This window comes from Streptomyces sp. KL2 (assembly GCF_046529545.1).
Lineage (GTDB): Bacteria > Actinomycetota > Actinomycetes > Streptomycetales > Streptomycetaceae > Streptomyces > Streptomyces radiopugnans.
Map to the genome: position 1 here is coordinate 715556 of NZ_CP127170.1, position 18386 is coordinate 733941.

Annotated in this window: 13 protein-coding genes; 4 read left to right on the top strand and 9 right to left on the bottom strand. The window is 71.3% G+C overall.

Features of this window, described 5'->3' with window-relative positions; translation table 11 throughout:
* Positions 1 to 106 precede the first annotated feature (106 nt).
* Together QPK52_RS03255 and QPK52_RS03260 are read left to right on the top strand one after the other, a co-directional pair.
* On the top strand, positions 107 to 4561 hold the full coding sequence (locus QPK52_RS03255; RefSeq protein WP_410535476.1) for a DNRLRE domain-containing protein: 4455 nt from the start codon (positions 107 to 109) through the stop codon (positions 4559 to 4561).
* A gap of 1 nt (position 4562) precedes the next feature.
* Positions 4563 to 5009 carry a lipoprotein gene (locus QPK52_RS03260; RefSeq protein WP_410535477.1) on the top strand — a complete coding sequence of 149 codons (447 nt, stop codon included), beginning with the start codon at positions 4563 to 4565 and terminating at the stop codon, positions 5007 to 5009.
* A gap of 239 nt (positions 5010 to 5248) precedes the next feature.
* Here the strand turns inward: QPK52_RS03260 and QPK52_RS03265 are convergent, their stop codons facing one another.
* From QPK52_RS03265 to QPK52_RS03295, 7 genes are all read right to left on the bottom strand, one after another.
* Positions 5249 to 5524 carry a hypothetical protein gene (locus QPK52_RS03265; protein WP_410535479.1) on the bottom strand — a complete coding sequence of 92 codons (276 nt, stop codon included), beginning with the start codon at positions 5522 to 5524 and terminating at the stop codon, positions 5249 to 5251.
* A 719-nt stretch (positions 5525 to 6243) separates the two neighbouring features.
* Positions 6244 to 6573 (bottom strand): tyrosine-type recombinase/integrase, encoded by a 330-nt coding sequence (locus QPK52_RS03270; protein ID WP_410540174.1) that lies wholly within the window; start codon positions 6571 to 6573, stop codon positions 6244 to 6246.
* Positions 6574 to 7176: 603 nt separating this feature from the next.
* Entirely contained in the window at positions 7177 to 8565 is a 1389-nt protein-coding gene (locus QPK52_RS03275; RefSeq protein WP_410535481.1) for an SMI1/KNR4 family protein, read from the bottom strand.
* Between the two features lie 164 nt (positions 8566 to 8729).
* On the bottom strand, positions 8730 to 9413 hold the full coding sequence (locus tag QPK52_RS03280) for an SMI1/KNR4 family protein (RefSeq protein ID WP_410535482.1): 684 nt from the start codon (positions 9411 to 9413) through the stop codon (positions 8730 to 8732).
* A 271-nt stretch (positions 9414 to 9684) separates the two neighbouring features.
* Positions 9685 to 10161 carry a hypothetical protein gene (locus QPK52_RS03285; protein ID WP_410535484.1) on the bottom strand — a complete coding sequence of 159 codons (477 nt, stop codon included), beginning with the start codon at positions 10159 to 10161 and terminating at the stop codon, positions 9685 to 9687.
* 918 nt (positions 10162 to 11079) lie between these two features.
* A complete protein-coding gene (locus tag QPK52_RS03290; protein ID WP_410535486.1) occupies positions 11080 to 13140 on the bottom strand; it encodes a serine/threonine protein kinase in 2061 nt (686 codons plus the stop codon).
* A 381-nt stretch (positions 13141 to 13521) separates the two neighbouring features.
* A complete protein-coding gene (locus QPK52_RS03295) occupies positions 13522 to 13779 on the bottom strand; it encodes a hypothetical protein (RefSeq protein ID WP_410535488.1) in 258 nt (85 codons plus the stop codon).
* 278 nt (positions 13780 to 14057) lie between these two features.
* On the opposite strand from QPK52_RS03295, the gene rpmF reads away from it, so the two are divergent.
* The gene (gene rpmF, locus QPK52_RS03300; protein WP_410535489.1) at positions 14058 to 14228 is read left to right on the top strand and encodes a 50S ribosomal protein L32; all 171 of its coding nucleotides are present in this window, start codon (positions 14058 to 14060) and stop codon (positions 14226 to 14228) included.
* Positions 14229 to 14235: 7 nt separating this feature from the next.
* Positions 14236 to 15450, top strand: coding sequence for a GTP-binding protein (locus tag QPK52_RS03305; RefSeq protein WP_410535490.1), 1215 nt, complete (start codon positions 14236 to 14238; stop codon positions 15448 to 15450).
* Between the two features lie 626 nt (positions 15451 to 16076).
* Here QPK52_RS03305 and QPK52_RS03310 read toward each other — a convergent pair.
* Together QPK52_RS03310 and QPK52_RS03315 are read right to left on the bottom strand one after the other, a co-directional pair.
* Positions 16077 to 16880: a hypothetical protein gene (locus tag QPK52_RS03310; protein WP_410535492.1), complete on the bottom strand. Its 804-nt coding sequence runs from the start codon at positions 16878 to 16880 to the stop codon at positions 16077 to 16079.
* Complete coding sequence (locus tag QPK52_RS03315; RefSeq protein WP_410535493.1) at positions 16880 to 18154, bottom strand: VWA domain-containing protein; 1275 nt, start codon at positions 18152 to 18154, stop codon at positions 16880 to 16882. The genes QPK52_RS03310 and QPK52_RS03315 overlap by 1 nt, the downstream gene beginning before the upstream one ends.
* Positions 18155 to 18386: the final 232 nt, after the last annotated feature.

The following is an 18386-nucleotide window of genomic DNA, read 5'->3' on the forward strand; positions in this document are numbered from 1 at the left end:
CATCCCCCTGCTGACCTCCGGCGCCTCAGCCAACACCCCAGGTACCCCAGACACCCCCGGTGCCACCGGCGCACCGAAGGCCGCGGCTGCAGATGAAGAAGCCGCCATGCGCACCTCGGAGCAGCGCGTCGAACTGGTCGAGGAGCGCACCGAGTCCACCACCACGTGGGCCAACGCCGACGGGACGACGACAGTTCAGACGTTCACCGGGCCGATCCGGGTGAAGAAGCCCGGTGGCGGCTGGACTCCGGCCGACACCAGGCTCGTTGCCGAGAACGGGGTCGTGAAGCCGAAGGCCGCGGCTGCCGACATCGCCTTCTCGGGCGGCGGCACCGAAGATCCGCTGGCCACGGTCTCCCGGGGCAGCCGGTCGTTCGGTATCGGCTGGGAGGAGCGGCTTCCCGAGCCGGAGCTCGATGGCTCAACGGCCCTTTACCACAACGCCGTCGACGGTGGGGATCTCGTGGTCACCGCGTTGAAGGAAGGGTTCTCCCACTCCGTCATCCTGCGGGAACGCCCCGAGAAGCCGGTGACGTTCCGGCTGCCCGTGAAGGCCGACGGGCTGACGCTGAAGGAGACCGCCGATCACCGCCTGCACTGGGAGGACGGCAGGAGCCGGGTCGTGGCGGCCGCTCCGCTTCCGGTGATGTGGGGCTCCGGCAAGGAGTCCGCCTCCGGGGAGCACCGGGATCTCGCTCCCATCGACGTCGTGGTCGAGAAGGACGCCGAGGGCTCCGGCCAGGTTCTAGTCCTGAAGCCCGACACGTCCTTCCTGTCCGATCCGGACCTGAAGTACCCGGTGACCATCGATCCCACCGACTCGCTCATGGGGCCGGTGACGGACACCTGGATCCAGTACGACGACTATCTCACCTCCCAGCGCGGATCGAGCGAGCTGAAGACCGGTACGTACAACGGCTCGGAGAAGGCGCGTTCCTTCCTGAAGTTCAACGTGGCGAAGTACGCGGGCAAGCGCATAATCGACACCGACCTGCGGCTCTACTCGCACTACTCCTCCACCTGCCAGACCGACAACTCCGGCAACCAGGTGCGCAGGATCACCTCCGACTGGGACCCGGCAGCCGTCTCCTGGTCGACGCAGCCCACCACGACCACCGCCGGGGCGGTGACCTCCAAAGCGGCCAAGGGCTACAGCAGCGCCTGTCCTGCGGGCCACGTCAACTGGGACATCGACGCGATCGTCCAGGCTTGGGCCGACGGGCAGCCGAACCACGGTGTGCGCATCGCGGCGGTCGACGAGACGGACCCGCTGACTTGGCGCCGCTACCACTCGGCGAACCAGACGACCGGGTCGCACAACGCCACGTACGAACCCTCCCTCACCGTCACCTACAACACGGTGCCCGGTACGGCGGCGCTCGTCTCGCCCGCCACCGGTACGGCCACGGCCGAGACCCGGCCGGTCCTCTCGGCCAAGGCGACCGACGCGGACGCACAGCAGCTGACGCTGGCCTTCGAGATCTGGACGGCCAACGGGTCGGCACCTCTGCGGACCGGCACGTCCACGTCCGTGGCCTCCGGCGCGACGGCGACACACCGGCCCGCGGCACTGCCCGCCGGCGGCTACAAGTGGCGTGCCCGTGCGTCGGACGGAACCGACACCGGCGCCTGGTCGGGCTGGCGGACCTTCTCCGTCGACACCACGGCACCCACGGTGCCGGTCATCACCTCCACCACCCACCCGTCGTCCACCGCCTGGTACAACGCCACCACCTTCCGAGGTGCCCTCTCGGCCTCGGACACCAGCGGGGTCACCGGCTACGCGGTCAAGCTCGACCAGAACCCCGCCACGCCCGCCGGTACGACCGTCACCCAGACCGGCACTGCCGTCGAGTGGACCGGCCGCACGGACGGAACCTGGTGGGTGCACGCCGCGGCGCGTGACGGGGCGGGCCTGTGGTCCACCACCAAGCATCTGAGCTTCAACGTCGACACCACCGCGCCCGGCGCACCGGGCAACCTCCAGTCGACCACGCATCCGATCCCGGACAGCCCCTACGGGAGCCAGACGGCGTCCTTCAGCTGGTCGGCGCCCACCGACGTCTCCGGCGTGGCCGGATACGCGGTGACCGTGGACCGCAGCCCCGGGACCCTTCCGCCGACCACCGGCACCGTGCAGACGGAGACCTCCCGGACGGTCACGGTCGATTCCGACGGCACGTGGTACCTCCACGTACGGGCCAAGGACAAGGCGGGCAACTGGTCCTCCACCGCCGCCCATCGGGCCTTCACGGTCGACCGGACCCTGCCCCCCGCCCCAGTGATCAGCTCGTCCTCCCACCCCGACCAGACCAGCGCCTACCGGGGCGGCGCCCTGTCCGTCTCCTGGACCGCCCTGGCCGCCGGAGCCGAGAACGGCTACAGCATCGTCGTTGACCAGCACCCCGACACCGTGCCGGACACCCAGCCCGAGACGACCGGCACCACGCACACGGCAACGCGTGGTGAGGGCGTCTGGTACCTGCACGTCCGCGGCATCGACAGCGCCGGCAAGGGCGGCCCGACCGCCCACTTCCGCTTCACCGTCGACACCACCCCGCCCGGGGCTCCGACCGTCGGCTCGACGGACTACCCGGCCGACGCCTGGTCCGGCGCACCGGGTCAGGTCGGCACGTTCACCGTCCTTCCCGACGGCACGGACTCCGTCAGCCTCTCCTACACGCTCGGCGGCGGCACACCGCGTTCCCTCGCCATCAACGGCGGGGCGACCGACCTGAGGATCACCCCCGCCACGGCGGGCAGCCACACCCTCCTCGTCACCACGACCGACCGGGCCGGGAACGTCTCGGCCCCCCGCGAGCGCCGCTTCCACGTGGGCACCGCCGCGGTCACGGCTCCGGCCAACGGTGAAGTCCTCGTCGGCTCGGTCGATCTCGCGGTCACCGCTCCGGCGTCCCTTAAGAACGTCACCTTCCTCCAGCGCGCCTCGGCCGCCGACCCGTGGGAGGTCATACCGGCCGCCCAGGTGACCTACCCCGCCGAAGGCACCGCGGTCACCTGGCCGGTGCCGCTCACCGGTGGTGTGGCTCCGAAGCTGGTGTGGGACACCTCATCCCTGGCCGGCAAGGGCAGCCGGCAGGTGGGCGCACGCTTCGGGGGCACCCCCACCCCGCCGGAGGCCGAGCCGGTCGCGGTGGTCGTGGACCGTGTCGAGATCATCGACGGCGGGTTCGGGGACGGCAGCGAGGAGTCCACTCCGGCCCAGGCGTACGCCCTGGAGCTGGCCCAGGCCCGCGCCGCGGCGGCGCCCGCGGACTTCGCGCCGCCGTACATCGACCAGACCTCGGGCGACCTGATCGCTCCCGTGGCCGACCCCTCGGCCGTCGCACAGGCGACCGTACCGATCGATGTGCGGCAGGCACCGGCCGATGAGGGCACGGACACCCCGGGCGAGGAACTCCCCGAGCCCGCCAAGCCGGAGGAGGAGAGCGACGCCCCCGAAGAGGTCCCCGCGCTCCCGGCGGACGAGGACGAGGAGACCACGGGCGAGGAGTCGTACGAGATGGAGGACGACGACACACCGCAGGCCCCCGACCCGTCGGCCCCTACGGTGACCCAGCAGGTCGCGCCGAGGGCCGAGATCGTGGAGCGCAGTGTCGAGGCGCTGGAGTCGGTACGCGACGAGGTGCTCCTGCTCACGGAGGCGGAGCTGCCTGGTGTGACGGGGTTGCACGCGGCCTTCGTGGACGCCGAGAGCAACCGCGTCGTGGTGCAGACCCCCGATGCGGGGAGCGCACTCGTCACCGCCCTGGGCGAGCGGTACGGCACCGACACGGTGGCCGTCCACCTCACCGCGGGCGTCGAGACGATCGAGCCGGCCGACCGGTACTCCGACACCTCCCCGTATTACGGAGGGGCCCGGATCAAGTCCTACCTGACGACGTCGAAGACCACCTGGTGCACGGCCGGCTTCCCCTGGCGCAGCGACGGCAAGTGGTACATGCTCACCGCGGGCCACTGCACCACCGGCAACGGCGCCATCATGAACCCCAGCGAAAAGGACTACATCGGCCCCGTGGTCCGCGACAACTGGAACAACAGCAAGGGCACCGTCAAGCTGGCCGGCCAGAAGTACTTCGCCGGCGATCTTGCTCTCTACCGGGTCCTGGGCCCCGAGAAGGCCGCCGCACGCATCTTCCGCGGCGGCGAACGGTCGACGAAGTCACGGGGCGTGCACGACCGGTGGAAGCGCTGGGCCCAGAAGGGCGACAAGGTCTGCACCGGCGGCATGGTCACCGGGGAACGGTGTGGCTGGAAGGTGACGGGAACGCAAGCCACCGTGAAGTACGACTCGGGAACCGTCGCAAGGAACATGGTGGTGGCGAAGAAGACCGAAAGCGCGTGCGTCAGGAAGGGTGATTCGGGCGGGCCCGTCTACACAGTCGATGGAAAGGGCAGGGCGTATGCGAAGGGCATCATCTCCGGTGGAGGTGGGGGCGGAGGTGACAAGAGCGGCGGCCTCCTCGACCCCTGCCACCTCGTCTTCACCGACATCGGGCTCGCCCACTCGGCGCTCCCCGGCACGGTGGCGAGGGGCTGACATGCGCAGGGTATTCCTCTCACTGGTGGCAGTCGCCGCGCTGGCCGGGTGCGCATCCGGGCAGAGCGGAAACTGCACGCTCGCCGACATGGATTCGGAGGTCTCCGTCGTCTGGCGCCCGGCCGACTTCGAGGGCTCCGGCGGGGCGATGATCCGGGTTTGCGTGGACGGCTCGTGCGAGGAACGCGCGTCCGGCAACCCGAGCGATCCGATCGGACGGCTGTCGGTGCGGCTTCCGCAGGACATCGGGGCGAAGAAGCTGCCGGTCGAACTGACCGTGACTCCGGTGAAGGGCGGCAGCCCCGTCAAGGACACCAAGCAGGCCCAGTTGACCGAGGAACACCCCAACGGCAAGGGCTGCGACCCTGTGGCCTGGGTCGCAACCTTCCGCGCCGACCCGGTCAAGGGCCTGGTCTCCCCGGAGGGCCTTTCCCTCCAGGGGAAGTAACGACACGGAACCGACCTCCTCATGACGGAGACCGCCATATGACGGACTGCCCTCGCCGACCTATCGGTGGGGGCGGTCCTTCGGCGAGCCCGGTTCTGTTCGTACGGGCTAGCGCCCGTCTCAGGGCCCCGTCGGGGGCGGCAGCGCCGTCAGCCGCAACCCCGAGTGGTCGCCCGGGTCCGTGACGGCCGTGGGCCGGGTGGCCAGGGGGCGACCGGCGGCCGGGAGGGGCATGCGGATCACCACCCGCACTCCAGGCCGAGTTGCACCAGCACCGAGCCGAACTTGGGATTGTGCAGCGGCATCGAGCCCGCGCCGTGCGCCGCCGCGCCGCTCCCCGAAGCCGAGCCGCCCGCGTTGCCCATGAGCTGGTTGAGCCGGAAATCGTCGGCGTTCAGGACCCCGACACCGAGCAACCCCCTTGCCTGTCTGCCGTGTTCGACCGAGCTCTGGCCGTCCGTCTGGGTGGGGCGGGGCGCCCCCAGGTCGCTCTGGGCCACCCTCTCGAACGCCATCTTGTCCCCAGCCCCCAGCACCCGCCCGCTCCGCAGCCGCGTGTGCACCGAGGCCCGGAGGTCCTAGCCCGCCGCCCCGCTCGCGTGGACCGGCGGCAGCTCCGCCCGAGCGGGGTGAACCGCCGGCAATGCAGCCGTCGAAAGGGTCTGCGACGACTGGCGCCATGGGTAGCCCAGGCACCATCGTTGTGCCTTCTCGACAGCGCGCAGGAGGACCGGCTGGGCCGGGCGCTAGGTGCGCGGTCCCACGCCGCAGCCAGAGAGAAGCAGCCATGGGGAAAAGTAGGCGGCGGGCGGGCCACGTCGAGCGGTGTTCGACCGCGCCATCGCGAGGCGCTCATGCTCGGTTCCAAGTGCGGCAAGCCACAGGGCTTGTGCCTTCCTGGCAACTGGGTGCGTCCTGGAGGAAACCGAGGCAGTGCCGCGAACCGTCCGCGGGCGGGGACCGGCTGGGGACCACACGTCGTGCGCGGCGTGGCACGGCACCCGCGATACCTCGCGATGTGCGCGGCCAATAGTGGCCAAATCACCTGAGAACAAGTGATCTTGCTGGACTGGGGGTCAAGGGGTCGCAGGTTCAAATCCTGTCGTCCCGACACTGTGGCCAGCGGGTCCGCCGGATACGGCGGACCCGCTGTTTCACGTTCGGGCGACGGTGATGCCCGGGTGACGCCGCCGCTCAGGTCGGCCGGTCACCCGTCACCGTCCGGCGCCGCAGCTCACGCGGCCTGAGCCGCTCCGGTCGGCCCGTGGTCGCGGTCGGCGCGCTCCAGTGCACGGCCCAGGGCCCGCGCCGCGTCCCGGGCGGCGTGGGGCAGCAGGTGGCCGTAGAGGTTGACCGTGGTGGACAGCGTCGAGTGCCGCAGCGTCCTGGAGGCCACCGCCGGCGGTACACCGGAGCTGATCATGATCGTGGCGGCCGTGTGCCGCAGGTCGTGCACCCCGATCCCGGGCAGACCGATCTCCGCGGCCCGGCGGCGCAGGGTCACCAGCACCTGCTGGGGACGCAGCGGCGAGCCGTCGAGCCGGCAGAACACCAGCCCCTCCAGCGGAGCCTGCGCCCCAGCACCGCGCGGGCGGCCTCGGTCCCGGTGCGGGCCGCGAAGCCGCTACGGCACCGCCCGCGGCGGCGACCACCGGGCTTCGGTAGAGACACCGCGGACGCCCACGAGCCATGCCTAGCCCCGCGCGCAGCCGCAGACAACGAACTCCCAGTTGCCGGGCGCCCGCTTCCGGGATGCGGGGGCGTACTTCAGCAAGGTTCGGAACAGATCGACGTCCGCGCGGGCAGTGGTCTCCGGACTCCAGGCCCGTAACCACGCCGACCAGCGGAACCTTTCCACCTGAGACAACTCTACGCCACCCAGTCCGGCATCGAAGGCATCGTCTGCGAGTTCGTCAACGGCCACCAGACCTGCGTGGCGAAGTGGAGAGTGAGGACCGCTTTGACCGGGTCGGTGATGCGGGCGTGGGAGCGGTCAGGTTCTGGACTGCACAGGGCAGCGCCGGGGAGGCCCGACACCGAACCCGTCCGCATCACCCGCGGGCAGGACGGCGAAGCCGACTTCGTCGGCGTCCTCGCCCCCTGGCCGGGGGCATCCTGCGTCGCGCGAGTTCCCTGTTCGAGCCGTCTCTGCGCGACCACCAGTGAATCACTCCATGGGGCCGAGGTGGCCCTCCAGGACGGTCCGGGTGATCGGGGGGCGGTCCCACAGGGCGAGGAGTTCGTTGGCCAGGGCCACGACCGGAAGCGGGTTCTGGTCGCCGTGGACCTCGATGGCGGCGGCCGACAGGCCGCGCGGTACGGCCCGGGCGTCGAGGAGGGCGCGCCACTGCCGCGGTCCGAGTTTCAAAAACTCCAGTCCGGTCAGCTTGGCGATCTCCAGCGGGTCGGCGAGCGTGCCGGGGTAGGCGGTCAGGGTCCGCAGGCGCGGCAGTCCGGTGACGGGGGCGAGGCTGAGCGGCTCGCCCTCCCACACGCCGATGGACAGGACCTCCAGTTCCGGGTGGGCGGCGGCCTCGACACTGCTCAGACCGCGGATGTTGACCCGGGCCACGGCCGGCGGCTGGTCCCCGCGCGGGCCGCGGCGCCCTTCGCCGTACCCGTTCACCACCAAATCGGTGAGGGAGTCGGCGAGCAGGTCGGCGCCGATGCTCTGCTCGTGGTCGAGCATGATGACCTGCCCGGTGTGCCCGCGTGGGCCCGGTGTCAGGTCGACGGCGATCAGGTCGCCGCCGCCGCTGTCGCCGAAGACGATCCAGCCGGGCGAGCCGACCAGGCACTGCACTGCGGCGTCCGGTGGTGTGACGGCGGCCTTCACCGCCGCGAACTCCCAGGGGCACGGGCGGGACCGCACGTCGGCGACGCACAGGTGCTCCAGGGCGAGGAGTTCGCAGCCGACCGCCCGGGAGACGCGCTCGGCCGCCTCGTAGTCGCCGTCCCAGTCCTCCCAGCCCGCCCGGACCACCCGGTAGAGCGCCTTGAGTTCCTCGGGCAGCGCGACGCCCAGGCGTGCTTGTGCGGCGGCGATCTCCGCCTCGGTCGCGCCGACGGCGTCGGGGAGCCGTTCGCGGAGCGTCCGCCCCAGTAGCGCCGGGTCCGCCGACGGGGCCGGTGCCGCCCCGGGCACCGGGTCGGGCAGGCGGCGCCAGGGCTCGGGAACGGCGTCCTCGACCAGGAGGAGCGAGCCCGGGTACGGGCCGAGGCCCGCCTCCACCGCGGGGCTGGAACCACGCAGGTGGAGCACCGCCCTTCCGGCCGGGGAGATCTCCGCCACGAAGGAGATCTCCTCGGCGTTGGCGTCCGCGAGCGCGCTGCGCACCCGCTCCACCGCGTCGTACTCGGCCTGCCTGTCCTCGACCTGGGCGGCCCGCCCGGGCGGCACAGGCCGCCACCGCAGGGGCACACTCCACCCGTGGCGGCCGATGCGTCCCGCCACCTGGCCGCCCGGGGCGGCCAGGCGCTCCGCGTTGTCGGCCCGCAGCAGCCGCAGCAGCGGCTCCCAGGTCGCGAGGTCATGGAGCGAGGACGACGAGGACAACGGTTCCTCCAGGGGTGTCGGTGGTCGTACGGAGCACTTCGGGAGCGGCCGGGCCGTGACGGTGCCCATCGCGCCCGGAGCGACGGTGGGAGGCGGACGGACCCGTCGGCCGGCGCACCGCCGGGACGCCGGTGCCGGCGCTCGCGTGGGAGCGGGAACCGGTGTCAGGCATTCGAGGACGCCCGGTGTACCGCGAGTTCGGCCTTCTCCAGCCAGTCGATGTACCAGCGGGCGAAGGTCACCGGCTGCCCGTCGGCATCGAGGAGCGGCGCGAGATCGGCATCGTCCGCCCGCCCGTCCGACCAGACCGTGCCGCGGTGTTCGCCGCTGACGACCAGCCACTGCCGCAGGGCGCAGCCCAGATGGCAGATCACGATCGCGCCGGCGGTGCGCTCGGGAGCGAACATGACGGCGCCCCACCGCTCGTCCCACGCCTCGAACGCGTCGTCGAACTCCTCGAAGTTCTCCTCCTCGGGACGCTCGGCGAGGAGAGCCTCGACAATCTTGGGATCCGGCCCCTGCTCGGGAAACGGCCGGGCGAGCATGGACAGATCCGCCAGGTCGGCGCCGTCGCCCTCCCAGCGCCACCGGCCCTGCACGCGCCGCACCGGGAACAGGCCGTACGCGGGACCCGCACCGCCCGCGCCGACACAGGTCAGGAACGTGCGGTACTCCTCCGGCAGCCGCACACCCAGCTGCGCCTCGAGCTCGGCAAGCTCATCCTCACGCAGCGGCTCCTCCAAGGCCCATCCATGCCCGTGCGCCCCGAACACCTCGCTGTCGGCCGCCAGGTGGGCGCCCAACGCCATGACGCGCCGACGTACACCCGTCCACCTCTGATCCACCATGCGCAGACCGTATGCGGCGCCACTGACACCGAGCCCACCCGGTACGCCCCCTCCGCACCGACGATTCGGAAACCCTCAACCGGGACAGCCGACGTCCCCGTCCCGCCCTGCGCTTCGCCGCCCCGCGAACGCCGGCGCGTCGCCTGCCCGTCCGTCTCGGCTTCGCTCACGTTCGGCGGGGCCGTGCAAGAACTCCGTGAGGGCGAGCAACGGAGTCCGGCCTCGGTGACGCAACGCCGTCCGCGGTCGTGGCCGACGCCAGGACATGGGATTATCGGAGCGGCCCTTGTTCGTCGACGATCACCGTGGGCGTGGAGAGGAACACATCGGCCTCGACCGAGCCGTAGGCGATGTTGAACGTGTCCAGCCAGTACGACCAACCCCGGATACCCAGCGCACTACTGAAGCGGTAGTTGAGCTGCCAGCGCACCCACTGGCCGGGACCGAGCCGCACCGCCGGAGGCCGCCGCGGCCGAGGCGGCAGGGCGAACAGAGGCTGCACCCGCGGGAAGACCCGCAGCCTTCCGCCGGCCTCCCGAAACCGGACATCGACCCTGTCGCGGTCTTCCCACGTGGCATGGGGCGTGAAGCCGTCACGCTCATGCATGCGAACCACGTGTGCGCAGGTGCCGGTCCCGGCAGGAGGGAGAGCGAAGCCGACCGGGGCCGCGTTCCTGCGCGAGGCGGCCTCCCCTCCCCGGGACCCCTTCGTCCAGGACGTCCGTATCCACTGGACGGTGATCTCCACGGCGCACTCCCCCCGTGCCGTCACGGCGATTGCTGAGTCTTCCCGATCTGATGGGTGGCTGGGCCGGCACCGACCTCACACCCAGGACCACGCCAAGGTTCGCAGCCTCGGTGAACGCGCCATGGCAGTTCTGAAGGGCCGGCGGACCCTGCGGAAGCTCCGATACAGCACCACCCGGATCGCCGCCTCACTCGAGCCGTAGCCGCTCTCGAACTCGCCAACTGATCAAGATTAAAAACTCCAGCGAGGCGAAGCAGCCCGCCCTCGCCGGTCAGTTGCAGGCCCTCGGCCTGGGCCCGCCCCACCAACTCGTCGATCAGCTGGTTGTCCACGGCCTTCGACGGCTGCGGCCTACCCGGCTCGGCGGTCTCGGGCTCGGTCACGTTCTCGCTGGTCATCGGCGCATCTTCCTTGATCGGGAGTTACACCGAACGTCTTACAGTCTCCCTTGTGGATACCGCATTCCACCGGCATATCGCAGGGATCAAGGACCGTCAGCCCCTACGACTCCACGAGTTCAACCTCAGTAGTGCACTCTCACCGAGAATCCGGTTGCACAGCCCCACGACGTACGCCTCATCCCTGCCATCTCTCGTTGCCATGAGAAGGCATCCTGCCACCATCCACGGATCGACGGCACCGGCCCGACAAAGTACACCTCGGTAACTCTCGGGTCCTGGAGCGCCACCTCGAAGTGCCGTGCTGCCCATCACATCCGGGTGTGCTCAAGGCTCGGATTTTGGTGTATCGAAGGACGGTCAGCCGCTCGCCACAGGCGATACGCTCCTGGGCGGGGATCGGCGCTCGCTACACGCCGAATTCGGCAGGGCGCACAGCCACTGCGGCGACAACGGACCATCTTGCGGGGCGTGCCCTCGTACTTGGTCAGTGTGCCGCCACCCAGGTGGTTGGCGGCACTCACGACGGGCAGGTACCTGACCCGATGAACTGGCGCGTTCCGGTGTACGCGTCGTAGACGGCGACTGCCCAGCGGGTGTATTCCCGGCTCTTGTTGTTGTGGAATTCGAGCGTGAGCTTGCGGCAGACGGTCTTCTCGACGGCCTCTGTGAGGTTGGACTGGGAGGCGCGGCTGGTGAAGCGGTTATTGGGGTCGTCGGTCCAGATGTAGGCGGCTTTTTCGACGGGGTCGAAGCCGAGGCTGATGCCATCGTTGAGTGCGATGGGGTCGTCGTCCGTCTCGGTGGTGTTGGTGTTCCAGGTGGAGACGATGGCCTTGACCGTGGCCTCGGCGACGCGGATCTCCGCCCTGTCCCTACTGGGTATCTCGGCCGTGACCATGCCGGACTCGTCTCCGTGCCACTGGCCGGCTGTTTCTGAGATGCAGCCGTCAGTGGCCTCGCCATAGCCGAGGGCTGCCGCATCGAGATCGCCGTCGGACGTCTTCCAGTAGATGGCGAAGCGGCCGTACGGCCAGGTGGTCGGGTCGTTCTTGAGGCGGTGCGCGAGGGCGGAGCAGGCCGCCACCTCGCCGGCTCTGCGGAACATCTCCTGATGGTTCTCGGGCAGCTGCGGCATCGGCCCACCGGTCACCATCACGGTCTGTGCACGCTGGTTGAACGTGATTGTGGGCTTCATGAAGTCCATGCCCTTGGTGGCCAGCATGGACGTCATACGGTCCCGAATCGCCTTCTCGGTGTCATGCTCTTCGGGGCTGCCGGCGATGGTGCTCGCACTCCACTCGTCCGGGTGTGGTTGCGTTTCCTCGCCGGCTCGTGTGTAGGCAGGATTGGTGACTCCGGCGAGGGGGTCCTTGGGGATCCTGATGGTCCGCGGATCGACCACAGGAGCGGACGGGGTCTCCGCAGGCGTGCCGGCAGTCGTGGTTCCAGAAGCGCCAATCGGGGCGGATGTCTCGGTGGACGGTGTCGAAGGTGCGGTGCGGCCGGACGAGAGGTCCGCGTCCGTACGGTTGCTGCTGCTGTAGAAGGCGACGATTCCACCCGAGACGGCCGCGATGGCGATTGCGTTGACGGCGGCGGTGATGAGCGCGCGCCTGCGTGCCGGGGGCGTGGGAAGGCTCCAGGCGGGGTCTTCCATGTTGGGGAGGTTCCACGTGGTGGTGAGGCGATCACTGATCCGCGTCGGCTCAGGTTCGGCGGCCGTGCCGAGGATCTGGGTCGTCTGACGGGCGAGGAGTCGCGCGCATTCCTCTGCCGCCGCTTCGGCGTGGATTCGCTCGGCGGGGTTCTTGGCGAGCGCCTTCGTCAGGGGCTCGCGCAGTTCGTCGGGGAGGCCGTCGAGATCGGGTTCTTCGGACATGACGCGGTAGGCGACCACGTCGGGAGCTCCGGTCCCGAAGGGCAGGCGCCCTGTGGCTGCGTAGGCGACGAGAGTGCCCCAGGCGAACATGTCGCCCTCGGGGCCGGCGGTGCCGGTGCGGTAGTGCTCGGGGCTGATCCACCCGGGAGTGCCGGTCATGACACCGGTCCGGGTCACGGAGGTGCCGTCGGCGGCGTGAGCGATCCCGAAGTCCAGGACCCGGGGGCCGGCCGGGGTGAGGATGACGTTCTGCGGCTTCACATCGCGGTGGACGACTCCGGCGGCGTGGATTGCGGCGAGGGCCTGGGCAGTGCCGGTGGCGAAGGTGTACAGGGTTGCGCCGGTGAGTGCTCCGTGGGCGGCGAGATGCTGGTCGAGGGTGTGCCCGGGCGCGTAGGCGGTGGCCAGCCAGGGGTTCTCGGCATCCGGGTCTGCTGAGAGAAGCGGGATGAGGCACGGCCCGTGCACACGCGAGGAGAGCTGGACCTCTCGGCGAAAGCGGGCCCGGAATTCATCGTCCTCGGCCTGTGAGGGGTGGATCACCTTCACAGCGACCCGGAGGCCGGCTGGATCGAGACCGGCGTGGACAGTGCCCATGCCACCCGAGCCGAGACGGCCGATGATCCGGTAGGGACCGACCCGCTTCGGGTCACCGGAGCGGGCAGGCTGGACCCGCCCGTCCACGCGAGCGATGCTCACAGGGTGTTCGTTCCTCTTCTGCGATGGAGCGCCATGAGGCTGACACACACCCATGAATGGAGTCCCCAGCCCAGGATCGGGATGGTATCGGCAGACTGCTTCGACGGGCGGGGTAGTTCGCTGTTTCGAAGTCGCTCGGAAGGATCGCGGAGGCGTATGAGGCTGAGCCCGGACGTGAGTTGGGGACCAGTTGGGGACCATACGCCATGCACGCTGGTGCACGACGGGCCGTCACGTGCACTCACCGTGCCCTGATTAAGTCTGCTATATCCAGAAAATACCCTTGACCCTCACTCCCGGGAGTCAAGGGGTCGCAGGTTCAAATCCTGTCGTCCCGACACTGTGGCCAGCGGGTCTGCCGGATACGGCGGACCCGCTGTTTCACGTTCGGGCGACGGTGATGCCCGGGACCCGCCCCGCGCCCCGGGCGGCGCGGGGCAGCAGGGGACCGTGGAGGCCGACGGCGCCGGACAGGACCGAGCACCACAGCGCCCCGGAGGCCACCGCCGGCGGCACGCCGGAGCCGATCGCGGTCGCGGCGGCCCGGCCCGGCAAGGCACGGACCGGTGAGCGGGAGGCGTAGGCCCGCCGCCCTCCGCGCAGTCCGGCCAGAATCCGGTCGGCGCGGCCGGAGCGCACCTGGGGCAGTCGCCGAGGGACCGGTGCCGAGCGGTGCGCACATCCTCCAGCCGGCCGCCGCCGAGGAGCGACCGGGCCGTCTCCGCGTGAGCGAGCACACGGAGGAGGTACGCGGTGGCGGGGCGGCACTCCAGGGACGAGCACAGGGCGGCGACCGCCTCCGCGCGGTCACCCGGGGCCTCCGGCGTCCTCGTCGCGGCGCGGGTCGGCGAGGGGAAGTTTGTAATGGTATTCATTTTCATATAGCGTCCCGGTAGCCACACACCCGGAGGTTCGCCATGGCCGTACCCAAGCGGAAGATGTCCCGCAGCAACACCCGCCACCGCCGCGCCCAGTGGAAGGCCCGTACCCCGCGACTGGTGCCGATCACCGTGGACGGCGCCTCCCACCTGGTGCCGCAGCACCTGGTCAAGGCGTACCGGCGCGGCCTGCTTCGCCCCGAGGACTGAGAACGGCATGACACACCAGCGGCTGCCGGTGACCGTCCTGTCCGGGTTCCTCGGCGCGGGCAAGACCACCCTGCTCAACCACGTCCTGGCCAACCGCCAGGGCCTGCGGGTGGCGGTCGTCGTCAACGACATGAGCGAGGTCAACATCGACGCCGCCCTGGTGCGCGGCGGCCAGGCGGCTCTGTCGCGCACCGAGGAACGCCTGGTCGAGATGACCAACGGGTGCATCTGCTGCACCCTGCGCGACGACCTGCTGGAGGAGGTCGACCGCCTCGCCCGCGAGGGAAGGTTCGACCACCTGCTCATCGAGTCCAGCGGCATCTCCGAGCCGATGCCGGTCGCCGCCACCTTCGCCTTCCCCCGCGACGACGGCGCCACCCTGGCCGACCTCGCCCGTCTCGACACCATGGTCACCGTCGTCGACGCCGCGAACTTCCTGCCGGAACTGACCGCCGGGGACGGGCTCGCCGAGCGGGGCCTGGACCAGTACGAGGACGACGAGCGCACCGTCAGCGACCTGCTGATGGACCAGATCGAGTTCGCCGACGTCATCGTGCTCAACAAGCTCGACCTCGTCGGCGCCGGGGACGCCGACCGGCTGCGGGCCGCCCTCGCCCGGCTCAACCCGGCCGCCCGGATCGTGCCCGCCACCCACGGGCGGGTGGACCTCGGCCACGGGCGGGTGGACCTCGGCCACGGGCGGGTGGACCTCGGCGAGGTCCTCGGCACCGGGCTGTTCGACCTGGAGAAGGCGCAGCAGGCACCGGGCTGGGTGATGGAGCTCAACGGCGACCACGTACCGGAGACCGAGGAGTACGGCATCTCCTCCACCGTCTTCCGCTCCGAGAGGCCCTTCCACCCCGAGAGGCTGTGGTCCTTCGTGACCGCGGGCCTCGACAGCGGGGCCTTCGGGCAGGTCCTGCGCTCCAAGGGCTTCTTCCACCTGGCCTCCCGCCCGCACGTGACCGGGCTGTGGTCCCAGGCCGGCTCCGTCGCCCGCTTCGAGCCCCCCGGCGCCCGCGAGGCAGGAGACGGCCAGGGGCAGGAACTGGTGTTCATCGGCACCGACCTGCGCCCGGAAGCCCTCGATGCCGCCCTGTCCGCCTGCCTGCTGACCGACGGCGAGGCGGCTCCGCTCCACGATCCGTTCCCCGCGTGGGACGCCTACGGCATCGAGGACGCCTGCGAACACGACCACCCGCAGCCGCTGCCGGCGGCGTGACGGACTCCGGGCCGGGCGGTGGTGCAGCCACGGCACCGCCCGGCCCGGCCCCGGCCGGCGCACCGCGCCCGCACACCCCCGGGGCGGAGGCGGCCCGCCGCCTCCGCCCCGAAGAGGTTTGCCACCACGGCGACTTGGTGACCCCGGGCAGAAACCCGGCGTGGGCCTGCCGCCGCATCCGCACCCGGATACGGGCCACGGGAACACCACCCTCCACCGGCCCGGGGCCGTATCGGTCATCGGAACGGTGAGGAGCGCGTTCGGCGCGGCTCCCACACCCCTCCGCGGAGGTCCGCACACCGCCTCGGACCTCCGCGGTGCTTTTCTGCTCAGCGCCCTGCCCTACGGCGGTCGCGGCGCTGTCCGCCCCGCCGCCGGGCCCCGGCGACGAGGGGGTCGGCAAGCGGGGTGGAACGGTCGCCGTCCGTGCCGGCGCGCAGGGCGTCGGCGGGATTCCGGCCGCGGGACGGCTCCAGGGCGTCGCGGTCGGCCGCCCCCCACGCGCAGACGCCCGGCCGGGAAGTCCCGGCCGGGCGTCTGCGCGAACCGCTCACGGTCCGATCGACACGGCCACGTGCCGCGACGCCCCTGGAGACCGCCGGGTGAGCGGCGGGCCCCGGAGGGGCTCAGGCGTTCGGCGGCACGTGCGGCGGGCGTCCCGAGCCCCGCGTCAGCGCGTATCCCCCGATGCCCGCGAGCGCTGCCAGCACCGCGCCGGAGGCCGTCCACACCCAGCGGTCGGACCACCGGCCCGACGACCAGCCGTCGTCCGGCTCGACGCCCGACAGCACGGCCTGCGCCCGGGAACCGTCATCGTCCCGCTGCCGCGTCACCGCGGCGCCCGGTACCAGCGGCTCGGCCAGCCGGCCGTCCACGGCCGCCGACCCGCCGATCTCCTTGGACTCCACCCGCACCTCGGCGGCCATCGGCTGCCCGAGGTCGGCCGTCCGTACGCCCACCGCCGTCAGCCGGAGGTAGTACGTGCCCGGCAGCGGGTCGTTGGCCCACGGCTCCGACCAGGCCCGCACCGTGCGCAGCACGCACGCCAGCTCCACCGAATCGGTGCCCGCGGCGGCGGTGCGGGTCTGCACGCCGTACTGGCAGGCCTGGCGGCGCCTCAGACCGTCGTAGACGTCGATCTGCCAGGTCTGCGCCGCGTGCTCCCGCGGGAGCTTCACCGTCGCCTTCACGGTGGGGCGTTGACCGGTGTCGGCCGGGAACGACCAGTACAGGTAGTCACCGGCCGAGGCGTTCGCCGTCGCCGTCCGCCCCTGGTCGATCTCCGCCGCCGTACGGAACGACGTGCCCGCCGACGTGGGCGCCGCGCTGTCCCCGGACGGGCTCGCGGACGGCGTCGAGTCGGCCGCGGCGGGGCCCGCCGCGAGGCCGAGCGTCAGCAGCGCGGCGCTCACCACGCGTATGGTCCACATCAGTTGGTCCTCCACACCGCGACACGCCAACGCGACAGCCAGCCCCACACCATGCCCGCGAGGAAGCCGGTCAGCACCAGGACGCCGAGCAGCCACCAGCCGCGGCCGAGCCCGAAGGAGGCCACGTCGCCGGCCTGCGACGGCCCCTCGACCACGTCCACGGTCAGCTCCAGCGGCATACCGGGGCCGGTCTTGACCCCGGACGCCGCCGAGAAGGAGTTCGTCACCCGCAGGCACACCGTCTCCGCCGGAGCCTCCTCGTCGCCGCCGTCCGGCTTCGGGTAGCGCAGACCCGTGGAGATCACGTCCGTACGGCCGTTGCCCGCCGCCTCACCGCGCACGATCTCCCGGCCGTGCACCGTGGCCGCGCGCAGCAGCACCCCGTAGTCCGGGTTCACCGCGCGGTCCGCCGCCACGCTCACCGAGGCGCGCAGTTCCTGGCCGGGCGCCACGTCCACCCGGTACCAGCGTTCCTGGCCGAACTCCTGGCGGTCGGTGTACAGGCCCGACTTCAGGGCCGGCGCATCGGCGCACCGCTCCGCGCCCTCCACGGCCACCGGCGTCACCACCGGATCGGCCGCCCGTTCCACCAACTGGTTGACCTTCTCGGTGAGTTCGTCGGTGTGCTCCACCGAGGTGTAGGTGCCGCCGGTGGCCTCGGCGATGCAGCTCAGCTGCTGCCGCATCTTCGTGTTCGGCACCAGTCCGAGGGTGTCGATGGTCAGGCCGATGCCCTTGGCCGCGATCTCCCGGGCCACCTCGCACGGGTCGAGCGGGGCGCAGGTGTCCTCGCCGTCGCTGATCAGCACGATCCGCTTGGAGCCGTTGCCGCCGTCGAGATCGTCGGCGGCCTTCAGCAGGGCCGGACCGATCGGTGTCCATCCGGTCGGTGTCAGCGTGGCCACCGCCGCCTTGGCCTCGGTGCGGTCCAGCGGGCCGACCGGGTACAGCTGCGCGGTGTCCTTGCAGCCCGCCTTGCGGTCGTCGCCGGGGTAGTCGGCGCCGAGTGTGCGGATGCCGAGCCGGACCTCCTCGGGGGTGGCGTCCAGCACCTCGTTGAACGCCTGCTTGGCCGCGGCCATCCGCGACCGCCCGTCGATGTCCCGCGCGCGCATCGAACCGCTGACGTCGAGCACCAGGTTGACCTTCGGCGCGTCCGCCGTGACCTCGTCGGCGGCCGCCCCGTCCGGGAACGCGATCCCGGACGCGAGCAAGGTCGCGAGCACGGCGAGCAGGGCTCCGAGGCCTGTCGCCGACCGTTGTTTTCTGATCATCGGCGGATCCTATTGATCTCCACCGCCGCGGTCCAAAACAGGCTTGGGGCACAGGGGTTCGGGCGGCGCCGTCCACGGGCCGCCGGTCCGACGGCCGGAAGGTCGTGTGCCGCGTCCACGTCCTGGCCGTGGGGCGTCCCGCGGTCGCGGGTCGTGGAGGAGCGGTCGTCCACGCCCACCACCACTGACCGCATTCCCGGCCTCCCGCGCGGGCCGGCGGCCGTGCCCGCCG